Origin of the sequence: Lentilactobacillus parafarraginis DSM 18390 = JCM 14109 (assembly GCF_001435895.1) — a bacterium.
Taxonomy (GTDB): domain Bacteria; phylum Bacillota; class Bacilli; order Lactobacillales; family Lactobacillaceae; genus Lentilactobacillus; species Lentilactobacillus parafarraginis.
On the sequence record NZ_AZFZ01000033.1, the window covers coordinates 1 to 25,308 of the forward strand.

The window sequence follows — 25,308 nt, forward strand, 5'->3', positions numbered from 1 at the left end:
GTTTTTACTTTAACTTTGGGGGTATAGCTCAAATTTATTTCCGGTCGTTTTTTCTATGGTTTAAATAGTGTGATCGTCAACCCATTGGCGGCTTATGATTCTGGATGATGAGGTTGGTAAAACCGCCGATTATCTAACCCGAATATCCGATCAGAATACTCCCCGGGTTTAACGTGCGCCAAAGCCCCCTGAATCATCATAATGGATGCATCTAACTCGTCAAGATGATGAAGAATCTCGGCTTCCAAAAGTTGCGGCCTTTCAGGCGACCCGTATTCCAGCAAGCCATGATGCGAAAGAACCATGTGCCGCAATAACAGCAGGTCTTCATTGTCACTGGCAATCCCAAGTTTATCGGCAGCCTCAACAATTTCCGCGTCCATAATACTGAGATGCCCTAACAAATTACCAGCCAATGTGTACTCGGTTCCAATTGGCCCAGATAACTCAATTGTTTTGCCCAAATCATGCAGGACGGCTCCCGCATACAGCAACGGCGCGTTAATCCCAGGATACTGGGCAACAATTGCATGCGCCAAACGGAGGATTGAGATTGTGTGAAATGCTAGGCCACCAGGAAAGTCATGATGATTGGTCTTTGCTGCTGGATAGTTAAAAAATGATTTAGCGTGGCGGTTTAGCAGTGCCCGGACGATCCGGTTGAACGTGGCGTTCGTAATTTCAAAAATGGTTTGATCAATATAGTCCTTCATTTCCTGATGACTCATGGGCGCCCGCTTGACAAACATCAGTGGATCGCTGGGTTCATTACCGGTGGTTAACCGAATTTCAAGAATCTTGATTTGTGGTTTATCTTTATATGCTTCTCGCTTACCCTTCAAGAAGATCACCTTACCAGCCACAAATTGGGCAACATCCTGATCACTTGCATCCCAGTACATTCCGGATATTTGGCCTGATTGGTCTTGAAAGGTAAATGAAATAAACGGTTTGCCGTTTTTAGCGACCCGCTTATCCGCACTTTTAATCAGGACAAAGGTTTCAAAATCTTCCCCCATTGTCAGATCCATTAATTGCTTCATTGCATCACCTTCCTAATTACGACTTAAAACAATCACGTTGGCTGACTGTGGATAATCTTGCTGAGCGGTTAAATAAATGACTTGTGTTTGTTGAGCAATTTTGGCCATCATTGTGAACGCTGCCTGCTTTCGGTTTGCGTCAAAGCTCATGAATCCATCATCAATGATAATCGGCATCGGGTACTCATCACTGAAACTGACTGCTATTGCAAAGATTAACGCTAAGTATAATTGCTCAAGGGTCCCCTTTGATAATTCATTAATCACGAATTGAACGCCGTCATTTCGGGTAACCGTTACTTGGTCACCAAACTCAATATTATGATACCGCTGATCTGTCAGGATTCCAAAGTAATCAATTGCTCGCCTGATCGCTTTTGGAAGCCGTCCCCTGGTTCCAAGGTCAAGAACCGCTTGAATCCAACGACCGCTCAGCGAAAGGGCTAAATACTGGTGAACGGTTTCTAAAATTTTGGCCTCTTGATTGGCTAACCGCTGTTTCAGATCAAAATACGTTCGGTCGTTAACTAATTGCGTCATCGAAACCTGCGTCTCAGCGCTTTGTTTTGTGAGCTGATTAATTGCATCTTGGGTAACCCGTTGTTGCTTTGTATGCTGATCAGCCGCCACTTTAAACTCCTCGATATCTAACGAAATCGGAATGTTAGCGCTTTTCAGTTGGTCCATCAGTTGGGACTTGACCTGCAAATTTTGCCGCAGCTGCTGTTGCTTCTCCACGGTCGCATCAAATTCAGAGCCTGAGGACACCCGTCTTTCAGCCAAAAAATGATCCAATGCGACCTGGGTAGCCTTCATCTGTTCCGTAGCAGCATCAACGGCCTGACGAGCGTCTTCCAAGCGGGCATTTCGCTCCTGATAGCGTCTGACTTGATTTTGCCAATCGCTAACATTGCGCTCAATCACCCCAAGGTTAACCTGATAATCCTCATTGCTGAGCGGCAGCCAATCAGCCGCAAACCGCCACTTCTCAAGGTATGCTTGATAATTTTGGAATAACGTCCGCTTCTGTTCCGACAGACCAGCCAAATCGGCCTGCAGCGATTCCAATCGTTGAAGCTGGGGTTGGATCGCAACCCACTGTTCAACGGGGATGCCTGTTAATTGATACCGACTGGCAATCTCAGCCAGCCGCTGTTGGGCTTCAGCAGATCGCACTGGTTCAGTCGGCTGGTTTGGTGCCGATTGAGCTTGCGGGCGGCTGGCTTGAATTAACCCGTATGCGGCAATGCCGGCGGCTAAAAAATACCCCAACCAACTAAACGGCAATCGGTGGCCAATAATTGTTAGGACCAGAAGGCCAATCGCCACAGAGTAGAACGTTGTTGGTGATACCCGGTTTGTTGTCGCTTGATGCCGCTGGCGACGATTAGCAGACGTCCGGGAAGACTCATCATTGAATGAAGCTGCCGGTTGCCTCTGCGCGGTGAGCCTTAATACCAACGAAGTATCGTCGGTTGAAAGGCTTTGAGGAAACTTTCCAGCGGCGTTTCGAGGCAACTCGGCTTCAAGGGTCCCGATCGTCTTTTCAACTGCGGTAATCCGTTGATCGACAAAGGTCGACTGCGGCATCGTTTGTTTAATGGTTGATAATTCCGTCATCAGTTGATCAATCCGGGCCTGATTTTGTTCGTAGAATTGTTGAGCAGGCGTTTTTAAAAGTGACTGCTCGGCAGTGGCGAGACGCCTTTTCTGATTAGTTGCCCGTTGGGACTGAGCGGCTAACTGGCGGTTTAAATCACGATATTGTAAAACATCCTGATCACTAAAACCGGCACGAAGATTGTCTGAATCCACATCCGGCAAGCGCCGATATCGTTCTAGCAACGGGATCATCGCTTGCTTTTGCTGGTCAGTCCGGGCCTGCTCCTGTTCATGAGTTAATTGCGCCCGAGCCTTGGATAACGCGGCTGATTGGTCGGCTAACTTAGCCTTTAACGCCTGATATTTAGGATACTGCGTTTGAGCATCTTGAAGTTGATCCTGGATTTCCCGATATTGCTTCAACTGCCGGTTTAATTCAGGCTTTCTCCCCCGCTCAGCGTACAATTCCTTAGCCTGCTTTTGGAAGTCTTGTTGAAGGGCAATCCACTGGTCGGCATTTGCAAGACCAACTTGCTGAATGCGAAGTTGTAGCGCGGTGGCATCCAAACGGTAAGCAGCCTGTTGATCTTCGCCATTAAAATAAAATAGTTGCTGATATGTTTGCCGGTCCAACGGTGAAATTAATCGGTCGTAAAGACTTGCTGGCAAAGGCATCTCAAGGTCAGCATCAAAGAATTTAACATCGCCGCCATTCTTGCCCCGGGTTCGAACAATGCGGTAGTGTTTCCCTTGATTTTCAAACCAAATTTCACCGCCATATAAATCAGCGTGATCCTTCGGAATATACTGACCATGGACTGCTTGACGCTTATTCTGGAATCCAAACAATATGCCCACAATAAAATCAATTAGCGTACTTTTCCCGGCTTCGTTTGGGCCATAGAACACTTGGAGGGACGGTGCCAACGGAAACGTTGTGTTCAGCCACTTGCCATACCCGTATATGTTAATCTTCTGAATGATCACCCAGTTGCGCCTCCCCACTCACATTTTCCTGCAGTAGTGCCTTTGCCCGTTGATAGATATCCTGCAACGAATCTTGAGCCATAAAATCCCGTTGAATAAATGGATAATGCGTCAATGAACCCGCCATTTGTTTAACCTGATCACCCTTAAATAATTGCTGACTTGCCTGATCAAAATACTGCTGATCGATTCCACTTAACTGAACGGTTTGCGCTTGATCAACTTTAATCGAAGTAATCCAGCAATTGCGCTGCCGCCACGTGGTAGCTAATTGGTTCTGAAGGGTTTCTAACAGTTCACCACTTAATATCTGCGCCGTTGTTGTGGCGTCAGCGGTTGAATCCATGATGATCTGAATTCGACAAAAGCTGAGAGTTTCAAAACGCGCATCGGTGACGGCCCTCAGGATTTGAGCCGCCAACTTCCCAGTTGACTGCTGACCAGCCTTCTGAGTGATTACCCGCCAAACAATCGGGGCGGTTGCGTGAAAATCGGCGTGGAATTGCCCATTTTCGGTATGAACCATCAGATAACCCTTCTCGCCAGCTTCGTTAATGTGCCGGCCTTGCGGATTCCCAGGATAATTAATGGTCTTACCGGCATCCAGTGACTGACGCTTATGAATGTGGCCAAGTGCCCAATAATTGTAGTGTTTTGCCTCTAACTGATCCAACGTAAACGGGGCGTAATTGCCATCCGGAGAATTAAGGCTTTCCAGGCTTCCGTGTAACATGCCGATGTGGTAGCCATTTCCGGTCGCCTCAGGATAATCAGCGATTTTAGCTTCCCGAACCCATCGTTTATTAAAACTGAAACCAGAGATGGCAATGCGTTCACCCTGGTGAGTTTCCAATTTAGTGGTGGCCACGTTGCTGGGAAAGACGTAAGTGTTCTTCGGATAGCCAAGCGAGGCGACATCCCCATCAAAGTAATCGTGATTACCAAATAACAAAAAGACAGGAATGTGCTGGTTTGCCAAGCGATTTAACTGGTCCAAAAAGAACACTTCGGCAGCAACACTATGATCATTGCGGTCAAATAAATCACCCGCTAACAGGACAAAATCTACCCGATTAGTAATGGCGTCGTCGACAATTCTTTCAAAAGACTGAAACGTGGACTGGCGAACCCGATCCAGCAAATCAACTGGAATGGCGTCATTTTGAAGCCCAAGAAACGGACTATCTAAATGTAAATCTGCAGCGTGGACAAATTTCATGAGAATTTCCTTTCATACTCTATATGTACGCAAAGAATGCCAAATTTAGTTTTTAATCACTAAACTTGGCATTCTCCGTTTAATCTCGATATAAATCGATGATTGGTTGGGTCACTATTCTGTTGACATCATTTAAAAGGTCATTTAGTGCCTTTTCTTTAGTCATTAAATTCTCAATTGCTTGATTTTGTTTGACTTCATTGGCCATATCCTGGGCCTTTTGAATGTCGGTATCGGCAGGCTGTTGCCCCTGCATCTGTTGTTGCTGAAGTGACAGTTGAAGCTTCTGGAACTCAGTAAAGAGTTTATATGTTTCCGGCTCAGCTTTAATGCTTTCAAACGCCGTCTTTAACTCTTGAAACTGCGTTGATTTCTTGAATTCCGCTTGTAATTCAGTCGCTTTGTTCGTTAATGTGTCAGCCATATATATCCACCTTATTATTTATTTAGTCCAGTTTACCATACATCAACAACTTGTGGCTTCAAATCCTTACTTAAATCGATTTATTCAAACCACTTCTTCGCGTCGTTAATGAAGTCCTTCGCCTTTTGGCCAATCGTATTCGAATACTGCTCCGTCTTCTTTTGGATGGTGTCCCAGACACTCTCATTGCGATTCTGCTGATTCTGGACGATTGTCTGAGCATCCTTGGTATCAAAGCTCGTATCCTTAGTGTAAGGCAGCATTGTCTGCATCTCATTTCTGAAGAGTGGCCCCATTCCAGTACCACTGAGGTTCTCGAGGTGATGGGCCCGACTGGTATTATCAAAGCCTTCCCAGGTTGCAACGACTAAATCCGGTGTGTACCCAATAATCCACTTATCCTTGGTGGCATCGCTGCTTCCAGTGTCATCAGCCTCCGTGCTTCCAGTTTTACCGGCAACCGAATATCCATAGGGCTTGGCATCCGCACCGGTTCCGTTATTGAAAACGCCGAGCATCATGCTGGTCATTTGCTTGGAAACCGACGCCGGCATGATTTGGCGGCCATCCTGTTTCGCAGTGTTGTCCACCACCACTTTGCCGGTCGAGTCAACAATTTTGCGAATATAAAATGGTTTGAGAACCTTGCCACCGTTGGCAAAGGCGGTGTACGCCCCAGCCATCTGTTGTGGGGAAACCCCCGAAGAGAGTCCGCCGAGTGCCAATGCTAAGTTTTTATCCTTCTTGGTAACCGGAATATTGAAGTCTTTTACCGATTGGTACCCCCGATTGACGCCAATCTGATTCAACAGCCAAACCACCGGGGCATTCATACTCTGTGCCAGCGCTTCATACATTGGCACCTTGCCTTGATAAACATTGTTGTAATTCTTGGGCGTGTAATGATTGCTGCCGTACGATTTCTTTTTGTCGACCAACTCTGAATCAAATTTGTAGCCGGCTTCCAACGCTGGCGTGTAAACAGCCAATGGTTTCATCGTGGATCCCGGCTGGCGCTTGATCTGAGTTGCCCGGTTATACCCCCGAAAGACGTGCTGACCACGGCCCCCGACCACGGCTGTCACCCCACCAGTTGTGGGTGAAACGCCGATTGAGGCGGCCTGAACGGCGGTGCCATCACTGGCATTGGCGGGGAACAACGAGTCATTCTTGAAAGTGGCCTGCATCTGTTGCTGCTGTGACTGATTCAGATTCGTGTAGATTCGATAACCCCGGTTCATGATCTCCGATTCAGTCAGTCCGTACTTACTGATGGCCTCGTCAATCACGGCGTCAAAGTAATACGGGTATTTGTAGCCATCTTTACGAACGTAGGTGTCCTGAACGACAATCGGCGTTTTCTTATAGTAATCAGCCTGCGCCTGGGTCAACTGGTGATTTTCCACCATCAACTGCAAGACAACGTTGCGCCGCCATTTGGCCGCCTTAGGATGGTCAATCGGATTGTAAGCACTCGGTGACGTCAGCATCCCCGCCAAAACCGCGGAATCTGGAACTGATAACTGACTGGCATTTTCACCAAAGTACTTGCGGGAAGCATCCTGAACCCCCCAAACACCGTTTCCAAAATAGGCGTTATTGAGATACATCGTTAATATTTCATTTTTGGTGTAATCATTTTCTACCTGAATCGCCAAGAACAACTCCTTGAACTTTCGAGTCATCGTCTGCTCCTGGGATAGATAGGCATTTTTAACCAACTGCTGAGTTAAGGTACTGCCGCCGCCACTAATGTAGTCCCGATGAAGTAACTTGTTTTTCAAGAGGAGGAAAAACGCGCGGCCAATCCCCTTCACAGAGAAGCCGTATTCGTGATAGAAATTCCGATCTTCCGTTGACAGGACAGCCTTTGGGATATTACGGGAAACCTTGTCCAAATGCACATAGGTCCCCTTTTGAGCATATAGTTCACCAGCACGGTGGTTACTGGCATCAAAAATTTCGGTAGTTTTGGAAAGCGACGACTCCAAATTTTGCACGTGGGCGGTCTTTGCCAGAAAGGTCAGATAAATGCTTGCGACCAACGAGATCGTTAGAAAAAGAACGAATGCCCATTTAACAAGATGAAATTTACGACAAAATCGATTAAACTTCCGCAGAAATGGTCGTAGCCGCTTCTTGGAATTGTTCGTTGAATTGTTCTTCATGAGACACTCCTTTAATCAATACCACACATTGTATCACAAGTGAGAATCTCAAAAAAATTGCCTCCAAAAATTTAAAGGGGTTTTAAGAATCCACTCCCCTGAACCCTAGCTGGGATTGGACACAAAAACCGGAACTCGTCATTCACGAAATTCCGGTTGTCAGTTGGAAACTAATTCAGGATCTTAATAACTTACATTGCATCGGGAGCTTGAACACCGAGCAGGTTAAGCGCCTCTTTTAGAACGATTGAAACGGCTTTGACCAAACCCAAACGGGCCCCAAGTTTATCATCCTTAACCAATACTTTGGAATGGGCGTAGTACTTGTTAAAGGCCTTGGCAAGTCTTAAGGAGTACTTGGCAATTTCAGAAGGTTCAAAGTCTTTGCAGGCACTTTCAACGATTCCCGGAAATTCATTTAGAGCCGTGATGGTTTCCCAAGCACTTGGGTCATCCAACGCTTTATCCGCGGTGTGGAAATTCAGGCTGCCGGCTTTTCTCAAGATGCTTTCAGCCCGGGCGTGAGAATATTGCACGTAGGGACCGGTTTCGCCCTCAAACTTAAGTTGATCTTCAAGAACAAAGTCAATATTGTTAGTCCGCTCATTTTTCAGGTCACCAAAGATAATTGCGCCAACGCCGACTTGCTTGGCAACTTCTTCCTTGTTTTCAAGATCCGGATTCTTTTCGGCAATCTGCTGTTCGGCCAATTCAATGGCATCGTTTAATACCTCGTCCAGTAAGATGATCCGGCCAGAACGGGTGGATAGTTTCTTGCCGTTTACCGTGATCAAGCCAAACGGAATGTGGTGTAAATTAGCTGCGGAGTGTAAGCCCATTTCAAGCAAAACCGCTTTTAATTGCTTGAAATAGTATGTTTGCTCCGAACCAACCACATAGAGATTCATCGCTGGTTGATAGGTCCGATCTCGGTAAATCGCCGTCGCAATATCCCGCGTGATATACAAAGTAGCGCCATCACTCTTTAGAATTAAAGCCGGATTCAAGTCATACTTATCCAAGTTAACCACTTGAGCGCCTTGAGATTCAACCAACAGGCCTTTATCCTTCAAAATGTTAATGCCTTCGTCCATTTTATCGTTATAGAAGGCCTCGCCGTTGTATGTATCAAACTTAACACCCAGCTTATCATAGATTTTATTGAAGGATTCCAAGGAGACCCGGCGGAACCATTTCCATAGTTCAACCTCTTCCTTGTCACCATCTTCAAGCTTCTTAAACGTTTCACGAGCCTCATCATCGAGTTCGGGATGCGCTTTATCTTCCTGGTGAAATTTAACGTAGTATTTTACCAGGTTGTTGATCGGATCTTTTTTAACATCGTCCTCATTGCCCCACTTCCGATAAGCAACAATTAATTTACCGAATTGGGTTCCCCAATCGCCCAAATGATTGTCCTTGATTGGGTGATAGCCATTTTTGCGCAAAATGTTGGCAATCGAATTCCCGATAACTGTTGACCGCAGATGACCCATTGAAATTGGCTTAGCGATGTTTGGTGATGACATATCGATGGGAACGTTGCCACCCTTACCATTTTCGTTTTGGCCGTAAGTGGATCCCTCTTCAATAATCGTTGTCAACACATTGCTGGCAACTTTTCCTTTATCTAAGAAGAAGTTAATGTAAGCGCCCTTAGCCTCAACCTTTTCATAGGATGCCTGATCGATCTTTTCAACCAAGTCAGCGGCAATTTGGTTTGGGGCCTTATGAAATACTTTTGCTAAAACAAATGCTGGAAATGCGAGATCCCCCATTGCCAAAGTCTTGGGCTGCTCCAACTTTTCGTAAATGTCGGCAGATGTCAGTTCACCATTTAAAACGCTTAAGATTGAATTTGTAACCTGTGCCTTATAGTCCATTCTCATTTTCCTCCATATAATTAAGTCCACAAAAAAACTCTTACAATAAAAAATTGTAAGAGACGAGTAACCCCGCGGTACCACTCTAATTGATATAACTATCCGCTCAAATATGCAACTGGTCATTCTAAAAAGCACGCTTCGTTAGGTAAATGATCCGGCTCTCACCATCCCGGACTCGCTGCTCATTTAGTGACTAACTACTCCTCTTTTATCATCGAATACTGAAATATTCATTCAGGATGGCATCAGCCAACGACAACTAATTGTCATCAGAACCATCCCAAATACGTACTGCCGCGATTGCTTCGTACGAAGCGGGTAACGGGAATCGGACCCGCGACACAAGCTTGGGAAGCTTGGATTTTACCACTAAACTATACCCGCATTCAAAGATAACCAAGAACTATTGTATCATATCCGATTACCTTTGTCATAAAGATTTTAAATCTATAAAGAAATAAAGTTTTAATTGCAATTTCACCCGCAATTTTGGATACTTAAAGAAAAGGGTGATGAAATTGTGGATCATACTGAATTATGCGTGTTGGTGCTTTTTACTGATTAACATCATTTACGGCCTAACCCGTTCAATCAAGAAACGAGTCATCAATTCAATGATGATTGCCCGATTGTTTTACTGGCTCATCGTGATCAGTCAGGTCGTCATCGGATTGCGTTCTTTTCACCGCCACCCATTGTTGGTGGTCACTGGTGGAGTTGTCACACTCATCATCATTGCACTCTGTGAAACGGCATATGGGCGAAAGCAGGAAGTTCATTATACCCCGCGGCTTTTGTGGTTCTTAATAGTCGGTGGCATCATTGGCATCGCGATTCAAACAGCGGTCAATTATTAACTTGGCCGCTTTTTTGATCTCCTCATTTAGTTGCTTGCCGCCGATTCTTCAAAGCCAGCTCAATCGTCCGATTGGCCAAAACCGTTTGTGAATCAATCACTGGATAAGGATGATCACCTGCCTGCTGCTGAGCAACCGATAACTCAGTGCACCCCAAAACAACGATATCGCAAGAAAAATCATTTACCATCGTCGAAAGAATCTGGTGATAGAGTCCGGCGTCCACCTGATTTTTTTCTTTGATGTCATCATAGATGAGCTCCATGGTTTGATCAGCGGTTTTCTCATCTGGCTTAACCAATTCATACCCGGCATTTTTGATCTCTTGATCATAGATGCCATCATGCAAAGTCCCCTTGGTGGCGATCAGCCCGACTCGCTTTGCATTGGGCACATAATTGGGAATATCCTTAACCGTTTCTCTGGGCATATGCAGAATGGGAATATCGGTCATTGACTGGAGGTCGTCAAACCGGTAGTGTGCCGTGTTGCAGGGAATCACAAAGAAGTCCGGGTGCAGACGACTCTGCTGCTTAATATCTTCTGCCAGCGGAATAAATGGATCCGGCTTGGAATGATCCAAAATATAGTCAGTTCGATCCGGCACGGTAGCGTGATTTACCAGGATATAGTCCAAGTAATCCTGATCACGTTTGGCCGGAGTCCGCTCATTTAAAATGTGAATAAACACTTCGGTTGCTTCGGTGCCCATACCGCCAATAATTGTAAAGAAGTTTTTCATAAATATCAGTCCCTATTTTGCAACAAAGTAACGTTTATAATCCTTAACATAGTTGTGCATCATCCATTTGTATAATGCAAATCTTTTAAGGCTCTTGTCTTTTGCGAACCAGAACGTGTCACCGTAACGCCCTTCATGAATCAACTGCATGGCGTGTTTCTTAACGTCGTTATCCTTAGCGTACTTTTCGAAGATCTTTGGCGTTACCCCAAGCCACAAGAAGTACGACTGTGAATCTTTGTTGGCGTAAACCGGGTCTTGATCTTTCAAAGAATCAAAAACGTAATCTTGAACCACCCAATCAGCCAATCGATAGCCGTTAAGCGTTACGAAAAAGCTACTGCGACCCGTTCTTAAGTTAATTTCAAACAGCTTATATGAACTGTCACGGGTATCGTACTTGATATCAAAGTTGCAGTAGCCGGTAAACTTAATTTCTTCAAGAAACTTTTGCACCCGGTTATAGATATCTTGGTTGAACTCCGGGATGATTGCCACGTAGTTGCCGATGGCTGCCGGAGCGGGATCTTCCAACAATGGATGGCCAAGACACATCAGTTTAACCTGATGATTTTTATCCACGTACACATTTAGAGTCCGCATATGACTGTCATCGCCCGGGATAAAGTCCTGAAGAATAAAGTCCGACTTGTACCCATTTTCATAACTTTTCCTAAGGACATTTCTAAATTCGGCCTCGCTCTTGATAATGAACGCTTTTTTGCGACCCTCAAAATGAATGTCCAGCCATTCAACACTGTTAGCCGGCTTGAGGGCAACTGGATAGCCAAATGGCTGGGTAATCTCCTCGCCGGATTCAACCATTTTCTTAGAGATGATCTTCGTCTTCGGATAGGGAAGATCGTACTTGTCACACATTTTGTAAAAGTTCTCTTTGTTATTTAAGCTCCGCAACATGTCATAATCAACGTACGGGCAGACAAAGACATCTTCAAGCTCAGCCTTATGTTTTGAAATTAATTCGGCATAACCATCGCCACAGCCAATCAAGATGACTGGTTCCTTGTGATCGGCATATCGCTGTTTAATCTTCATCATTTCCTTGATCCAAACCGGGTCTTCACTAAAGCCGGGAATCAATTCCAAGTCAACGATCTTTGTGTAACGAGTAGGCGCCAAGCTCACTTCGGCAAACGCTTTGACTGGCTTGCCGTAAATATCATAAAGGCTTCTTGCCATACCATAAACGTTAAAGTCACTCCCTAGTAGAACCGGGGTGAAATCAACAGCTTGTTTATTGTCCATCATGTCATAATCCTTTCACTAATTTTGAAACGATTGGTGCGTCGCCTTGATACGGCACGTTTTGCCCATTGATTTTTTGAAACGCGTCATGCCCCTTACCGGCCACGACAACCACGTCACCGGGATGACTGGCTTCAATTGCTTTGGAAATCGCAGTTTTGCGGTCCGCAATGTACTGCACAGCAATGCGTTTTTGATCAATATGAGCGGCAATTTCATCGGCAATCACTTTAGGGTCTTCGGTTGCGGGATCGTCAGTTGTCAGATAGGCCACGTTGGCAGACTCATTAATCGCCTTGCCTAACCCTTCCCGCCGGTCAATGCCCTTATCACCAGTACTGCCGGTGATGACGATCACCTTACCGGCCGGTGATTGTTGTTTCAAGAAATCCAGAACGGCATGCAGGCTGCCATAATTATGGGCATAGTCCACGTAGACCGTCCCGTGTTCATGAGTCGGATAAATTTCCATTCTGCCAGGAACAACGGTGTGACTCAGGCCATACGCAATCGCTTTTTTATCGGCCTTCATCAGCCCGCTTGTAATAGCCGCGGCAACGGCATTTCCTTCGTTATAATCGCCGGGAATGCTGATGTGATAGGTCCCATCAATTCCCAAACGGTGGGCCTTGGGGCTAACCGCCGAGATTTCAATAATATTTTCTGTCAGTGAATCAGCTAATGACTCGTACATAAAGTCTTCCGGCAACTCCGGATTTTTTGTGGATCCCTTCCGATGATAAACGAAAATATCTTCAGGCTGACTAGTAGCCTTAGCCGCATAGTAGACATCAACCATATGATCAGAATCAGCGTTAATCACGCAGGTCCTCGAGTTCACCAAAAGCTGCTCCTTGCAATGCAGATAGTCCGCAAAGGTTGGGTGCTCGTTGCGACCGATATGATCCGGAGAAATGTTCAGGAAAACGCCGATATCGTAGTGTAAATTGTAGACCCGATTTTTTTTGTATGCCTGAGACGATACTTCCATCACAAGGTGGGTCATACCGTTTTGAACCACCCGATTCATATTTGTGAACAGATCCAGTGATTCTGGTGTGGTCAAACTTGATTTGGTGACGTCTTCGGGACGGTCACCAACGACCGTATTAATCGTGGAAAATAACCCAACCTTTTTGTCGTACATGCGATCCAAAATCGACTTTGTAAAGTAAGCCGACGTTGTTTTTCCTTTGGTTCCCGTGTAAGCAATCGTCGGCAAATTATTTTGCGGAAACCCAAAAAATGCCGCACTTAACAGCGACATTGCTTTTTGGATATTCGAAACGATGATTCCGGGAATTGTGACGTGCCCATATTCTTGTTCGGATACATAGCCAGTAGCGCCACGTTTTTGAGCGTCAGCCAGGTATTCGGCACGAAAATTCCCCTTACAGAAAAACAGGCATCCTTGGGAAACAACTTTGGAATTATATGCGATCGATTGGAAACGCTGTTGTGAGTTATCAAACTGACTTCGAATCAATAAATGATGTTCGTCAAGCAACGTTAATATTTCATCAACAGTAATTTGTGCCAATATGTGCACCTTCCATTCTTGTTAGCTCTAAATTTTCGTTCGATGAACTAACTTAATTGTATCTTCCGTTGTGTCCTCAGGGAAGTAAACTTGATACCAGAGAATAAATGTGTAAATTGTGAAGATCTTTTGCATGTTGGATTTTCCTTCGGCGTGTTGTTTGAGCAGGAAATCCAGCTGATCAACGTTAAAGAACTTCTTGGCAGTATCCGAATGGAACTCATGCACAATCCGTTCATGATACTTCGGATCGTTAATCCAACTCGCGATTGGAGATGGGAAACCAAGTTTTTCTTTCAAGGCAGTCTTCTTAGGCATCTCCCGTTCAGCAGCCGTTCGCAGCGCAATCTTCGTTTCTTCGGGAGTGATCCGAGTTTTAACCGGCATGGTTTCAGCAAAAGCAGCGACCTTCTTGTCGACTAACGGTACCCGAACTTCCAAAGAGTTACACATACTCATGCGATCGGCCTTATGCAGAATGTCGTATGGCAGCCAAGTATTAATATCGAAATACTGCATTTGTGTCATTTCGTCTTTTCCGGCAACATCGTCAAAAATATGCTTGGTATAAGCGCCAGAATCACGGTTGATGGCAGGATCCTTCAATACTTTGTTGCGATCATCAAAGTTAAAGACGTAGTTAACCCGGTAATACCGCTCGCTTAGTGGCTGGGCCCCTCGAACCAGGAACCGTTTGCCGTGGAACCGCGGTAAACGACGGGCAACGGCCGCTAAACCCTTTCGCACGGGTTTTGGCACGTACTTCTGATAACGGTCAAACGGAATCGACTCTAAGTAGGTGTTATAGCCACCGAAGAATTCATCGGCGCCTTCACCGGACAACGCAACCTTCACGTGCTTGGACGTTTCCTTTGATAGATAATACAGCTGGATCGCTGCCGGGTTAGATAACGGTTCGTCCATGTAATACATCATGGTTGGCAGGAAATTAAAGTAATCGTCGCCATCCATGTAAATCGGCGTGTTCTTCTGCTGAATCGTTTTGGCAAACTCAGTTGACCATGCCAGCTCACTATATTTAGAGTGGTGAAAACCAATTGAAAATGATTGAATCGGTTTCAACTTAGCAGCTTCATTCAGAACATAGCTGGAATCGATGCCACTTGATAGAAAACTACCAACTTCCACGTCGGCAATCATGTGGGCCTTAACAGAATCGTCAACAATCTTCTGAATCTTGTCAGCGTCGCCCTCAATAGTCTGACTGTTATCAATGTGATCGTAGTTAAATTTGTAGTACCGGTGGGTTTCGGTCTTGCCATCCTTATGCAAGAAGTACTGTCCAGGAAGCAATTTGTAAACGTTCTTGAACATCGTTTCGCGGGACGGAATAAATTCAAAGCTCAGATGAATTGGCAGTAATGACAGGTTCAGTTCCTTCTTGAAATTCGGGTGTTCCAAAAAAGCTTTGATTTCAGATCCCCAAAGGAAGGTATCACCATCATCGTAGTAGTAAAGGGGTTTGATACCAAAGTGATCCCTGGCACCAAAAACTTCGTTGTTCTTCTTGTCATAAATGACGAAGGCAAACATCCCTCTTAATTTATCAAGAAGGGCTGGCCCCCACTCCTCGTAACCATAAACCAAGACTTCCGAATCAACGTCAGTCTTGAATTCATATCCCAGGTCGCGGAGTTCTTCACGAATTTCTTTATAGTTATAAATTTCGCCGTTAAAGGTTAAAACCTTTGTTTGGTCGGCGTTAAACATTGGTTGACGGCCGTGAGCCAGATCAATGATGGACAGTCGTCGAAATCCCATGGATACGTTATCATCGGCGTAATATGCCTCGTCATCCGGACCACGGTGCTTGATTCGGTCCGCCATGTCGTTAATCGTACCTTCCGGAACATCTTTTTGGTTAACATAACCAACAAATCCGCACATAATCTATTCCCCTTCTATAAATCTAACTTGGTTAGAAAAATCTCTAAAACATAACGGTTTTTATTTTATCAGATAACGGCTGCAGCTACCAGTAGAATAATGTTTTCTTAAAAAACCAGCGAATCATTTTTCACTGACTTTGAATTTCATTTTACCACCAATATAAGTTATACTTGAATTAAGAGAAGCAAAAAGTAGTGAAGGGAGCGGTACCTATGGACGAAATTGTCTTTTTCAACCCAGGGGATTCAATTGGAAACTTTCATGATCATAATGAAGCTGTGAAAACAGCTCAGATTTACAAGCAAAAACAAGAGGCCGATAAAAAGGTGGTTGTCGTTCACGGAATGAACAACCAATCGTTCGACATCTTTTTCGCCGACGACGCGATTTCGCACGTTAATGAAAACAAAGCAGCCGGATCGGCAGAGAAACCCTATAAGATTACCGATGAGTTATAAACCATATAAAAAAGCATTTCTCGCGTAATTGAGAAATGCTTTTTTGCCGATTATTAGGACTTCTGGGCCTGATTATAGGCATCCAGGTGCTCATCCAATAATTCCAAAGCGGTCATACAGGCTTCAAGTTGATCGTTGGTCAGGTTGAGCATGTTCTGACAGCTGTTTACCCGATCAAAAACTTTATCCCGCTGATTAAGAGCCATATCGGTTAGTTCAATGATCACCGTCCGCTCATCTTGCGGGCTTCGAGTTCTCGTAATCCAGCCATGACTCTCCAAACGTTTCAGCAATGGCGTCAGTGTTCCACTGTCCAGGTGAAGATGCTTGCCAATTTTTTTAACAGACATTGGCGCATTTTCCCAAAGGGTCAACAGTGCGATATATTGCGGGTAAGTGAGGTCAAATGGTTTTAGCGCATCCTGATAAAACTTGTTAAATTTCTTGTTTGCGGTGTAAACTCGAAAACATAATTGGTTATCAAGTCGGATTGGTTGTATTTCTTGCATTCATTTCAACTCCATTCGTCTAGTGTATAATAACATTGTAAATTATTTCTGGTTAAAAGCAAGGCATTTAATTCAATTACGATTAAATTGTAGTCAATTATATAATATATTCAAGGGGGATCTGTTACGAATGCAAAATAAACGAATTAGATTCAGCACGTGGCTTTGTGCGATCAACATTATTTCGATGCTCGGATATTTGGGATACTTTGGTTTTCTTCTGTTGAAGAACCAACCAAAATTTGCCGATCAATCTCTCCTATTAGTTGAGGTCGGTGTTGGAATTATGATTGCTCTGTTACCCTACTTAATTGAGAAGCTCGGCCGCTTTTACTTTCCACAAGTTGAATTAATTTTCTTCTATATTTTTCTATATATGTCGATTTTTCTTGGATCCGGCCTTCAATTCTATGGCGTGCCATTCTGGGACAAATACGAACACATCTTATCGGCCATCATGCTGGCCGGACTTGGATACGCAATTTACGCCGGCTTGCAGCGATCCTCACGCAACGCTTGGCAGACACCCTTTCTCATGAGCCTGTTTGCCTTCACGTTTGGCGTTACCTGCGGGGTCTTCTGGGAATTCTACGAGTTTACCGCTGATGGGTTGGCTGGCCTCAACCTTCAACGTTATGCGAGCGCGGGCAAACTCTTGCTTGGACGGGCCGCTTTGATGGATACGATGACCGATTTGATCGCCGATGTCGTTGGCGCGTTTTTAATGGCTGCCATCGGCTACATCATGATGAAAAACAACCCCAACTCAATTCGGCACCTAGTTTTTCAATCAAAACACCAAAACATCTTTTCAAATTACACTTTATAGTGTAAAATAACATATGTTGTTGCCCCAATGGCGGAACTGGCAGACGCGCAGCGTTCAGGTCGCTGTTTGAGTAATCAAGTACAGGTTCGAATCCTGCTTGGGGCATCGCATAGGTTTAAAAATGGCTTGTCAATTGGCAAGTCATTTTTTTGTGCCTAAATTGGCATCTTCCGATTTGTGAGAGATTATATAATTTCTAGGCGGATTAATTGCATTTGAAACATAAATAATGCATTATAATAGAAATAGGGACGTTGGATACGCTTACATGGAAAGGGTGATAATTTATGTATGAACACATTCTTGTACCACTTGATGGCAGTCGTAATTCCAAGCAGGCACTTGACGAAGCCATTAAGTTAGCAAAGCAGTTTGGGTCAAAATTAAGTCTGTTGACCGTCATTAACAACACCAATTTCTACTATGGCACTGGTGCTGCCGGCATGCCGCCTAGCATGTATGACGACCAGAAGGATATGGCTCAAAAGATCCTTGACGATGCCAAAAAAGACGTGGAAGGCCAAGGCGTTGATTATGAACTATCAACCGACATTGGCAATCCAAAGAACATCATTGCTCACATTTATCCGGATCAACATGACATTGACCTCATCGTCATTGGTAAATCCGGTGTGGATGCCTTAAACCGGCTACTGATTGGCTCAACCACTGCCTACGTTGTCCGCAACGCAACCACTAAAGTTTTGGTTGTCAACACGAAGGATTAGGTTAATCCCTAACATCAATTAAAAAAAGGACTGAAATCACCAAAATTGGTTTCAGTCCTTTTACTTTGGATACATTTATCATTTATAAATCAACGAGCTGCTTGGCACACACCGCCCCAACTCGATTAAACAGATGAATGACCGTCATTCGATCCTGAAAGCCAAACGTTAACATGGCCACTTCAATCGAATGTTTGTCATATACAAATTTTGCCACATCATGGTCAATTTGATACCCTTCACCCGTCTTATTATAGACAGTGATGCCATTTCCAGACTCGTCAAAACTTGCCGGCAATTTATATCTAAATTGCTGGTTCGTAAACCAGTTTGCGATTTTGGGATCGTGACCCAGAGCCTTTTCCAGTAACCGGAGACTTTCAGCCGGGCTGGTAAAGTTATCTTTACCAGCTTCAATAGCTGCTTTATCCATCAAATAGCGATTAAGACGGGTTTTATTGAACTGCCACTTTTTTAAGGATTGGTTCACAGCATCAAGACCAACCCGATGAATCACGCAGTTACTGGCGAAGTTATCAGAATCGCTAATCATCAGTGCCAGCAAATCCTGCAGGGACCAAATCCGCTGGTCCAGGAGTTGAAGGACCCCCGCCCCGCCAACAAAGGCCGGATCAATTTGGATCGGCTCGTGAAGATCCAGCCGTTGATCCAGGACGTGATTTAACACCGCCAATTTAATGAGGGATGCGGAACGAAACTGATCATTTTCGTGATAGCCCATGACAACGGTCCCATCAATCTTAATTAGGAGCCCAATTCTTCCAGGTTGTTCAGTGATTAATGAAGTGATCTCTCGTTTAAAATCCCCACTCATCGCCAATATCTCCGAAATCCGGCAAACTCGTCGGCAAACTTTGGTTCAGTCAGACTGGCAATATCAACGGTCTTGCCAGGCGTCCGCGATTCGATCATCTGACCATTACCAATATACATTCCAACATGGTGGACGAAGCCGGTCCCATGATCATAAGCAAAGAAAACCAGGTCTCCCGGTAAAATTGCTTCCGGAGCAACCGGCATGCCGCCAGCATGCTGATCGTCTGCATCACGGGGAATATCAAATCCTAACACGCGATGCATGGTATAAACCAAACCCGAGCAATCAAATCCATAGGCACTGATTCCGCCCCACAGATAACGCATTCCCAAAAACTGACAAGCCATCTGAACCATGGTCTCACCAGCATTTTGGCCGACATAGGGCAATACAATTGCACTGCGGTCAATGTAACCATCACCAAGCGGTGTCACCACCGCAATCTTGTCTCCCTCAATACCAGTTTGAGAAAGAATTGTTCCGAGGCTTAAATCCATTATCGGTTCGTCATTTGTATTATACAATTTCGCGATTTTTACAGCGATTCGAACCGTTGCAGTCACCGGCGGATAGGATGTTGGTCGATCCGTTAAAAGTTTTAGCGGAACCCAACCAGGATACCCCCGGGAATCAGAATCATCCCGCTGGCTCACAACAAAAACACGGGCCCAGTCATCCTCAATATGGTCCAAGATGACCTCATCGTTAAACAGAGCCTGAGTTTCCAATAAATCATCGTCACTTAATTGAACGGACTGCTCATCGCTCATCTGAGTAACCCATTTCTTACTATCACCGTTTAAAGCCGGTCGATCAATTTCTCGAGGGGCGTCCTTGGATTTCCAAATTGTCGCCACCGGGACCTTGATTCGTCGTGTTTCCATCGTGTCACCCCCATTCACATTCTTATTAATAATACCACGAAAGGCCCTCGCGATAAAAGCGAACGCCCTTCGCATCAACGACTAAAAAATATCGGTAACTCAGCCGAATCATCAGCCGGTGTCACCGATATTTTTTAATGCCGTGCTTCTAAAAATTTATCATTGCTTACCAATGATGATTCAAATTGATCCTTCAAACCCCATTCCGGGCCGATCTGGCAGTTGCAACTGGTCCTTCTGGTTGATCAGACCACCCGCCAGCGGATTAGCCGAAAACATCAGTGAGGCATCTAAGTCAACGTATTGAACATTCCGTTTGGCAGCGGCCAAACTTGCCGCGGCGGTAACGGAAACTGACGATTCGATCATACTGCCCACCATACAGGCAATGCCAGCCGTTTCCGCAAAGGCATTGATTTTCAGCGCATTATCGATTCCGCCGGACTTCATTAATTTCAGGTTAATGATGTCGCAGCCCTTCATGTTAATGAGTCGTTGGGCATCCTGGACCGAGAAAATACTTTCATCAGCCATGATCAGCGTCGACGTATTTTGAGTAACCGCCGCCATTCCATCAAAATCAGCTGCGGGAACCGGCTGTTCAACTAACTGAATTTGAAGGCCCATCTCAGCCATTTTATTGATCGCCGAGATGGCTTGCTTGTGGTGCCAGCCCTGATTGGCATCGAGTCGAAGGTGGATCTTTGGCCCAACCGCCTGCCTAATTGCCGCAACGGTTTCAACATCCGTTTGTTCGGACTGGCTGCCAACTTTCAGCTTCAACGTTGTAAATCCCTTTGCAACCAGATCTTTGGCTTGGTGAATCATTTCGGCTACTGGACCAACACTGACCGTGTAATCCGTCGTCACTTGATTCGCGTTACCGCCAAGTAGCTGATAAAGCGGAATTTGGTAGTGTTGGGCGATCAAATCATTGACCGCAATGTTCAAAGCGGCCTTGGGACTTGAATTATGCACCATTGCCTGATCAATGGTTGCCTTAATGTCCTCAGAATTGACCAGTGACTTCCCAATCAATTTCGGGCCAATCACATGGTCAACCGCCTCGACAATGCTGGCAACCGTATCACCGCTGACCACCGCATTGGGAGCGGCTTCACCATACCCGGTAATCCCCTGATCGTCAGTCAATTCAACAATCACCGTTTGAGCTGTTGTAACAGTTCTCAAAGCCGTTTTAAACGGTCGCTTTAATGGAACGGCGACGGCCTTTGTCGTCACCTGTTTAATCCTTGGTGCCAATGGGTGACCTCCTACTTAATATATGCATCCTTAAAGTTGTAGTTTGCGCCTGCAGTGTTATAAATAACGCCCTTGACACTTGACTTCACGAGCCACTTTTCACCGGATTGATACAGTGGGATGATTGCCTGGTCGTTCAACGCAACGTTTTGGGCTTTAACCATGTCATTCCAACGAGCCTGAGCATTACCACCGTCATCATTATTACTTGCATCAATCAATTGATCATAAGTGGAATTCTTCCATTGCGAAATGTTACTTGGATTTTTGGAAGTCAAAATATTCAGGAAGGTGATTGGATCGGAAAAGTCGGCAAACCAATTAGCAACGGTTGCTTGGAATTGGTGATCCGCTTGACGGGAAAGAATCACCCGTCCGGGAATGTTGTTTAGGCTGACAGTCAATCCAGGTAATTTTTCAAGGGCACTTTGAAGGTACTCACTTAACTGCTTCTGATCGTAAGTATCGGAGTTCAATAAGGTGAAGTGCAGTCGCTTCATGCCAACTTCCTGTAACCCTTGTTTGAAGAGCTTCTTGGCCTTAGTTGGGTTGTAATTCATTGATTCAGGAACCGTAACATCGTCCGTAAAATCAGTCCCGTTCTTTGGCGAAACAGCCAGCCCTTTAGAAACAAAGCTCTTGTTGTTAATTGCGCCCCCAGCAACAACCTTGTTGACCAAAACTGGTCGATTAATGATCATTGACATGGCTTGGCGAATCTTCAAGTTCTTGAAAGCTTTGATCTTTTGGTTAAACGCAATGTAGTAGTTTGAAGATTGCCGCCGGGAAATCAAATCCTTCTTTTTGCTCATTTGCTTGGATTGAGTTGCCGATAACTGGGCCATGTCCAACTTGCCTTGGTTAAACAGGTTTAAGCTCGTTGAAGGATCCTTTTGGACGCTGAACTTAATGTTATCAAGCTTAACGGCCTTCTTATCCCAGTAGTCGGCATTCTTTTTAAGCGTCCAGGTTGAATTGGTCCCGGTCCACTTGGTCAACGTAAATGGCCCGTTATAAACCTGGGTTTTCGAAGAGGTCCCGTATTTGCTGCCATACTTATCAACAGTTTTCGAGTCCTGAGGGAAGAAAACCGGAAAGCCCATCAACAGTTTGAAATAAGGAATCCGCTGCTCCAAAGTGACCTTTAGCTGGTACTTGCCATTTGCTTTAATTCCAAGCGAAGAAACGGCCGCCTTATTATTTTGAATCTTATCAGCGTTCTTAATTCCCGAGAACAAATAACCATACTGGGAGGCGGTCTTTGGATTCAACGTGCGCCGCCAAGAGTATACAAAGTCCTGCGCCGTCACCGGATCACCATTGCTCCATTTGGCATTCTTTCTTAAATTAAACGTATAAACCTTCCCATTTTTGGAAACGCTGGAAGAAGTTGCGATTCCCGGCTCAACCTTGGAATCCTTCCCCAATCGAAACAACCCTTCATCCACGTTATTCAAGACGTTAAATGTCCCGACAGCCGTCGTCTTGGATGGATCAACTGTCGTTAATTCGGTATCAGTCGACGTGGTAATTGTTTTCTTTTCCTGACTAGATTTTTGCCCACAGCCAACGAGTATCAGTGAAATGCCAGCAACCCCCGCTAACACTGAAATATGACGAGATAAATGCATTATCAATCACTCCTCAAAATTTGTGTGATTCCTAACAAGCTTAACTAAACTCTAATTTAGCATAAATATGATAAAAAAGCAGGCTTTTCTAATGAAAATTTCATTAAGCCTGCTTAAAAATGATATTTATTTATAAACCACGGCCGCCATTCGTCGGGAAAGATAGATTTTTTCAAATTTGACGCGATCTAACCAATATTGACCGTCAATTGGATCGCTGACGTGGACCTGATGCTTTGAAACGCCGTCCAGTAAGACGCAGTGGTTGTTAACCGGAACCCGTCCAAATGGATACTGCTCCCACTGGGGCGTTGCAAAATGAACCGTGACGTATGTAATAACGGGATTGCCACGGCAAATTTCATCATACAACCAACTTGGATCAGCCCCACTGAGATCCCAAAGAAGCCCAAATTGGTTACCCCAGCGAAGAAGTGGCCGCGCGAAAATTGCCTCAAATTTACCGGGTTCATTTTTGAATGGCGACCCCCCAAATCCATGATACGGATTGCCATCCTGGGCAATCGGCATCGCCAATAAAAACTGCCCGTAACTAACACCAAGCGCGGCGTCTTGATAGTGAAGGCCTTCAAGCAGGCTTGCCGCCTCACAGCCGTTGATTGCTCCCCAACTCAGCTGGTTCACATTTTCAGCGCCAAGTAAAATTGGCTGGTTCATTCTGTCACACCTAACTTTTCAAAGACTTGACGGACCATTTCGGAATCCCCCGGCCGTTGCGCACGTAATTGCTTAGCGGCGTCCACGAGATTCAATCGGCGCCTGCCCTTACGATCCACGACAGATTCGGCGTGCACCAACGAGCTCAGGACAGCTTCATCAACCGTTGCCGCGGTTGCCCGAAAGAACAAGTCAATCTGGTTATCATTAAAGCGGGTTACGGTATCAAATTGGGTCGACGGAAAGTGGGCCACCAGGTTGGCTGTCGAAAAAGCCAACACGATTTCACCACTGCCGTTACCAATGAACCCGCCCGTTCGATTAATGCCTACCGTTGCCCGTTTTGCCAGCCGTCGCAACTGCCGAGAATTCAACGGCGCGTCAGTCGCCAAAATTGTGATGATTGAGCCCTTTTCTTCCTTGCGTTTGTCTGCGGCCAACAGATCGCTTAATGGGGCCCCAATTGGAATACCATCAATCACTAAATCCTGAAGAAAGCCGTAGTTGGTCATCACCAGCGCCCCTAAAGTATACTGGTGGGCGTCATCGACAGTCACAATTCTAGACGCAGACCCAATGCCGCCCTTTAAGTCGTAACACATCATCCCGCGGCCAGCGCCAATTGCCCCCTCGGTTAGGGTACGGCTACCCGCATCCAATGCCGAAGCGACATCCGTTTCAGTGAGCGCCATCGCCCGAATATCAGACACGTCACCATCATTACATTCCATGACCACCGGGTTGACGGTACTGGTGGTATCACCAATTTCCGGATTATCCCGCAGCATCCGTCTCGTGAGGGCGTTAACTGCCGTGCCAACGGCAAAGGTGTTCGTCAGCACAATCGGCGTTTCAATGGTCCCCAATTCATCAATTTGAATGAGACCGACACTTTTGCCGAAACCATTGATCACGTATGAGGCCGCCGGCACCTTTTGCCGAAATAAATTGCCGGTGTGGGGAAAGATCGCGGTTACGCCCGAATGAACTTTGCCAATGTTAACGGTCTTCTGACCAACCTTCACACCAGCCACGTCAGTAATCAAATTCCGTTTCCCTTTAACCCGTTGAGATACATCGTTTTGTAATGGTACTGAAAGTCCCATTGATCACGCCCCCATTAGTGTGTATGAATCAATACTTGAACAAGCATCATGCTCATGGCAATCAAATTATTAAGAAAGTGCAGCCCGATTGGTACCTTGATATTTTCCGTTTTCACGTAAAGGTAAGCCAAGGTACCGCCTAAAATGGCGTACGTTAAAAAGCTGATGACATTCACGTCTTCCATGTGAGGAAATGAAAATAAAATCCCACTAACAATGATCGCGGCAATGCGTGATCGGCGAGTAAACATTGACCCAATTAAAAACCCGCGAAACACTAATTCTTCTAAAATCGGCGAACAAAAAACCGCTGTGATCCCCATCAAAATCAGGGTCAAGTGGTTCTGGCCCATAATTTGGTAAATCACCTGATTGTTGGCAGTAGACGTTTGATGATAAAGAACTTGGTTCAAGAGGTTTAGGGCAATTTGAATCACAAAAAACGCCCCGTAAGCAACCAGGATCATTTGAATATCGTGGCCGTTAATGACCTTCTTAATGGGATGAACGTAATGCCGATAGACGGATACCGCAATCCAAATGGCAATCACAAATCCTAAGATATATCCCCCACTCATTGCCAAACTGCCAATCGTGGAAAGTTTGCCCATCATAATGAACGACAACGGAATCTGAACAATTAGTACCAATACCACGAGGGCAATAAAAATGATGATTCGTTGAAAGTAGTCGTTACTCGTCAACGTGTGTTCTTTTTGCATGGCATTCTTCCCTTTCA

The 25,308-nt window shown here is 45.2% G+C and carries 22 protein-coding genes and 2 tRNA genes; 5 read left to right on the forward strand and 19 right to left on the reverse strand.

Features of this window, described 5'->3' with window-relative positions; genetic code table 11:
• Positions 1-92 precede the first annotated feature (92 nt).
• The 7 genes from FD47_RS08470 to FD47_RS08500 all read right to left on the reverse strand — a co-directional run bounded on the left by FD47_RS08470 (position 93) and on the right by FD47_RS08500 (position 9,713).
• Positions 93-1,043: a 3'-5' exoribonuclease YhaM family protein gene (locus FD47_RS08470; protein WP_054734956.1), complete on the reverse strand. Its 951-nt coding sequence runs from the start codon at positions 1,041-1,043 to the stop codon at positions 93-95.
• A 12-nt stretch (positions 1,044-1,055) separates the two neighbouring features.
• Positions 1,056-3,632, reverse strand: coding sequence for an ATP-binding protein (locus FD47_RS08475; RefSeq protein ID WP_054734953.1), 2,577 nt, complete (start codon positions 3,630-3,632; stop codon positions 1,056-1,058).
• Positions 3,613-4,851, reverse strand: a complete 1,239-nt coding sequence (locus tag FD47_RS08480; RefSeq protein ID WP_056980512.1) for a metallophosphoesterase family protein — start codon at positions 4,849-4,851, stop codon at positions 3,613-3,615. Before FD47_RS08480 ends, FD47_RS08475 begins: the two co-directional genes overlap by 20 nt.
• A gap of 79 nt (positions 4,852-4,930) precedes the next feature.
• Positions 4,931-5,275, reverse strand: coding sequence for a YlbF family regulator (locus FD47_RS08485; protein WP_008210353.1), 345 nt, complete (start codon positions 5,273-5,275; stop codon positions 4,931-4,933).
• A gap of 80 nt (positions 5,276-5,355) precedes the next feature.
• A complete protein-coding gene (locus tag FD47_RS08490; protein ID WP_054734950.1) occupies positions 5,356-7,443 on the reverse strand; it encodes a PBP1A family penicillin-binding protein in 2,088 nt (695 codons plus the stop codon).
• Between the two features lie 191 nt (positions 7,444-7,634).
• Positions 7,635-9,326: an arginine--tRNA ligase gene (gene argS / locus FD47_RS08495; protein ID WP_056980514.1), complete on the reverse strand. Its 1,692-nt coding sequence runs from the start codon at positions 9,324-9,326 to the stop codon at positions 7,635-7,637.
• A 316-nt stretch (positions 9,327-9,642) separates the two neighbouring features.
• Positions 9,643-9,713, reverse strand: a tRNA-Gly gene (locus FD47_RS08500).
• A 128-nt stretch (positions 9,714-9,841) separates the two neighbouring features.
• Between FD47_RS08500 and FD47_RS08505 the strand changes: the two genes are divergently transcribed.
• On the forward strand, positions 9,842-10,186 hold the full coding sequence (locus FD47_RS08505; protein ID WP_225352870.1) for a YisL family protein: 345 nt from the start codon (positions 9,842-9,844) through the stop codon (positions 10,184-10,186).
• A 22-nt stretch (positions 10,187-10,208) separates the two neighbouring features.
• Here the strand turns inward: FD47_RS08505 and FD47_RS08510 are convergent, their stop codons facing one another.
• The 4 genes from FD47_RS08510 to asnB are packed head-to-tail and all read right to left on the reverse strand — an operon-like array spanning position 10,209 to position 15,642.
• Positions 10,209-10,928: an aspartate/glutamate racemase family protein gene (locus FD47_RS08510; RefSeq protein ID WP_056980516.1), complete on the reverse strand. Its 720-nt coding sequence runs from the start codon at positions 10,926-10,928 to the stop codon at positions 10,209-10,211.
• Between the two features lie 12 nt (positions 10,929-10,940).
• The gene (locus FD47_RS08515) at positions 10,941-12,194 is read right to left on the reverse strand and encodes a carboxylate--amine ligase (protein WP_056980529.1); all 1,254 of its coding nucleotides are present in this window, start codon (positions 12,192-12,194) and stop codon (positions 10,941-10,943) included.
• A gap of 4 nt (positions 12,195-12,198) precedes the next feature.
• Positions 12,199-13,743, reverse strand: coding sequence for a UDP-N-acetylmuramoyl-L-alanyl-D-glutamate--2,6-diaminopimelate ligase (locus FD47_RS08520; RefSeq protein WP_138467158.1), 1,545 nt, complete (start codon positions 13,741-13,743; stop codon positions 12,199-12,201).
• A gap of 18 nt (positions 13,744-13,761) precedes the next feature.
• Positions 13,762-15,642, reverse strand: a complete 1,881-nt coding sequence (asnB, locus tag FD47_RS08525; protein ID WP_008210361.1) for an asparagine synthase (glutamine-hydrolyzing) — start codon at positions 15,640-15,642, stop codon at positions 13,762-13,764.
• Positions 15,643-15,857: 215 nt separating this feature from the next.
• On the opposite strand from asnB, the gene FD47_RS08530 reads away from it, so the two are divergent.
• Complete coding sequence (locus FD47_RS08530; RefSeq protein ID WP_054734947.1) at positions 15,858-16,103, forward strand: hypothetical protein; 246 nt, start codon at positions 15,858-15,860, stop codon at positions 16,101-16,103.
• 53 nt (positions 16,104-16,156) lie between these two features.
• Here the strand turns inward: FD47_RS08530 and FD47_RS08535 are convergent, their stop codons facing one another.
• The gene (locus FD47_RS08535) at positions 16,157-16,612 is read right to left on the reverse strand and encodes a MarR family winged helix-turn-helix transcriptional regulator (RefSeq protein ID WP_054734944.1); all 456 of its coding nucleotides are present in this window, start codon (positions 16,610-16,612) and stop codon (positions 16,157-16,159) included.
• Positions 16,613-16,742: 130 nt separating this feature from the next.
• Between FD47_RS08535 and FD47_RS08540 the strand changes: the two genes are divergently transcribed.
• From FD47_RS08540 to FD47_RS08550, 3 genes are all read left to right on the forward strand, one after another.
• Positions 16,743-17,441: a DUF2238 domain-containing protein gene (locus FD47_RS08540; protein ID WP_008210365.1), complete on the forward strand. Its 699-nt coding sequence runs from the start codon at positions 16,743-16,745 to the stop codon at positions 17,439-17,441.
• 21 nt (positions 17,442-17,462) lie between these two features.
• Positions 17,463-17,546: transfer RNA gene (locus tag FD47_RS08545), tRNA-Leu, on the forward strand.
• Between the two features lie 182 nt (positions 17,547-17,728).
• Positions 17,729-18,169 (forward strand): universal stress protein, encoded by a 441-nt coding sequence (locus tag FD47_RS08550; RefSeq protein ID WP_008214289.1) that lies wholly within the window; start codon positions 17,729-17,731, stop codon positions 18,167-18,169.
• A gap of 82 nt (positions 18,170-18,251) precedes the next feature.
• Here the strand turns inward: FD47_RS08550 and FD47_RS08555 are convergent, their stop codons facing one another.
• From FD47_RS08555 to FD47_RS08585, 7 genes are all read right to left on the reverse strand, one after another.
• Positions 18,252-19,004, reverse strand: a complete 753-nt coding sequence (locus FD47_RS08555) for a serine hydrolase (RefSeq protein ID WP_054734941.1) — start codon at positions 19,002-19,004, stop codon at positions 18,252-18,254.
• Positions 19,001-19,891: a C40 family peptidase gene (locus FD47_RS08560; protein ID WP_054734939.1), complete on the reverse strand. Its 891-nt coding sequence runs from the start codon at positions 19,889-19,891 to the stop codon at positions 19,001-19,003. Before FD47_RS08560 ends, FD47_RS08555 begins: the two co-directional genes overlap by 4 nt.
• A 180-nt stretch (positions 19,892-20,071) precedes the next feature.
• Positions 20,072-21,154 (reverse strand): dipeptide epimerase, encoded by a 1,083-nt coding sequence (locus FD47_RS08565; protein WP_056980521.1) that lies wholly within the window; start codon positions 21,152-21,154, stop codon positions 20,072-20,074.
• 11 nt (positions 21,155-21,165) lie between these two features.
• Complete coding sequence (locus FD47_RS08570; RefSeq protein WP_040537690.1) at positions 21,166-22,785, reverse strand: peptide ABC transporter substrate-binding protein; 1,620 nt, start codon at positions 22,783-22,785, stop codon at positions 21,166-21,168.
• Between the two features lie 126 nt (positions 22,786-22,911).
• Entirely contained in the window at positions 22,912-23,463 is a 552-nt protein-coding gene (locus FD47_RS08575) for a C39 family peptidase (RefSeq protein WP_054734936.1), read from the reverse strand.
• Positions 23,460-24,569: a DmpA family aminopeptidase gene (locus FD47_RS08580; protein ID WP_056980523.1), complete on the reverse strand. Its 1,110-nt coding sequence runs from the start codon at positions 24,567-24,569 to the stop codon at positions 23,460-23,462. The genes FD47_RS08575 and FD47_RS08580 overlap by 4 nt, the downstream gene beginning before the upstream one ends.
• A 14-nt stretch (positions 24,570-24,583) precedes the next feature.
• Complete coding sequence (locus tag FD47_RS08585) at positions 24,584-25,291, reverse strand: CPBP family intramembrane glutamic endopeptidase (protein ID WP_054734933.1); 708 nt, start codon at positions 25,289-25,291, stop codon at positions 24,584-24,586.
• Positions 25,292-25,308: the final 17 nt, after the last annotated feature.

What these genes read in the sequence shown, in the direction of transcription:
- FD47_RS08470 (WP_054734956.1), bottom strand. Translation starts at nt 1,043, where the DNA reads ATGAAGCAATTAATGGATCTGACAATGGGGGAAGATTTTGAAACCTTT.
- FD47_RS08480 (WP_056980512.1), bottom strand. Translation starts at nt 4,851, where the DNA reads ATGAAATTTGTCCACGCTGCAGATTTACATTTAGATAGTCCGTTTCTT.
- FD47_RS08485 (WP_008210353.1), bottom strand. Translation starts at nt 5,275, where the DNA reads ATGGCTGACACATTAACGAACAAAGCGACTGAATTACAAGCGGAATTC.
- FD47_RS08490 (WP_054734950.1), bottom strand. Translation starts at nt 7,443, where the DNA reads ATGAAGAACAATTCAACGAACAATTCCAAGAAGCGGCTACGACCATTT.
- argS (WP_056980514.1), bottom strand. Translation starts at nt 9,326, where the DNA reads ATGGACTATAAGGCACAGGTTACAAATTCAATCTTAAGCGTTTTAAAT.
- FD47_RS08505 (WP_225352870.1), top strand. Translation starts at nt 9,842, where the DNA reads ATGAAATTGTGGATCATACTGAATTATGCGTGTTGGTGCTTTTTACTG.
- FD47_RS08510 (WP_056980516.1), bottom strand. Translation starts at nt 10,928, where the DNA reads ATGAAAAACTTCTTTACAATTATTGGCGGTATGGGCACCGAAGCAACC.
- FD47_RS08515 (WP_056980529.1), bottom strand. Translation starts at nt 12,194, where the DNA reads ATGGACAATAAACAAGCTGTTGATTTCACCCCGGTTCTACTAGGGAGT.
- asnB (WP_008210361.1), bottom strand. Translation starts at nt 15,642, where the DNA reads ATGTGCGGATTTGTTGGTTATGTTAACCAAAAAGATGTTCCGGAAGGT.
- FD47_RS08530 (WP_054734947.1), top strand. Translation starts at nt 15,858, where the DNA reads ATGGACGAAATTGTCTTTTTCAACCCAGGGGATTCAATTGGAAACTTT.
- FD47_RS08535 (WP_054734944.1), bottom strand. Translation starts at nt 16,612, where the DNA reads ATGCAAGAAATACAACCAATCCGACTTGATAACCAATTATGTTTTCGA.
- FD47_RS08540 (WP_008210365.1), top strand. Translation starts at nt 16,743, where the DNA reads ATGCAAAATAAACGAATTAGATTCAGCACGTGGCTTTGTGCGATCAAC.
- FD47_RS08550 (WP_008214289.1), top strand. Translation starts at nt 17,729, where the DNA reads ATGTATGAACACATTCTTGTACCACTTGATGGCAGTCGTAATTCCAAG.
- FD47_RS08555 (WP_054734941.1), bottom strand. Translation starts at nt 19,004, where the DNA reads ATGAGTGGGGATTTTAAACGAGAGATCACTTCATTAATCACTGAACAA.
- FD47_RS08560 (WP_054734939.1), bottom strand. Translation starts at nt 19,891, where the DNA reads ATGGAAACACGACGAATCAAGGTCCCGGTGGCGACAATTTGGAAATCC.
- FD47_RS08570 (WP_040537690.1), bottom strand. Translation starts at nt 22,785, where the DNA reads ATGCATTTATCTCGTCATATTTCAGTGTTAGCGGGGGTTGCTGGCATT.
- FD47_RS08575 (WP_054734936.1), bottom strand. Translation starts at nt 23,463, where the DNA reads ATGAACCAGCCAATTTTACTTGGCGCTGAAAATGTGAACCAGCTGAGT.
- FD47_RS08580 (WP_056980523.1), bottom strand. Translation starts at nt 24,569, where the DNA reads ATGGGACTTTCAGTACCATTACAAAACGATGTATCTCAACGGGTTAAA.
- FD47_RS08585 (WP_054734933.1), bottom strand. Translation starts at nt 25,291, where the DNA reads ATGCAAAAAGAACACACGTTGACGAGTAACGACTACTTTCAACGAATC.